This window comes from Streptomyces sp. 7R007 (assembly GCF_054850255.1).
Map to the genome: position 1 here is coordinate 1 of NZ_JBTWMV010000203.1, position 275 is coordinate 275.

Annotated in this window: 1 pseudogene; it reads right to left on the minus strand. The window is 66.2% G+C overall.

Annotated elements, in window-relative coordinates:
* Window positions 1–275: pseudogene (locus ACYF6T_RS44805) on the minus strand (coagulation factor 5/8 type domain-containing protein); the annotation flags it as partial.

A 275-nucleotide genomic window follows, 5' to 3' on the forward strand; every position in this document is an offset into this window, starting at 1 on the left:
CGCCAGAAGTTCTGCGTGGCGTTGCCCTGGAACCAGTCGGCCTCGGCGTGCACCGCCCCGTTGACGGTCACCGCGTCGGGCGTCAGGCCGAGGCCGAGCACCTGGGTGTAGAAGCCGACGTTGACGTCCGCGTCGTAGGAGCCGGGCTTGAACAGCACGGCGTAGCGCTGGGAGCCGAACTGGTTGGTCTGCTGCTGCTGGAAGATCGAGTTCAGCCTGTTCTGGATCGTCGAGGACGACATCGAGGGGTCGAAGACGACGACGTTCGGGCCGAG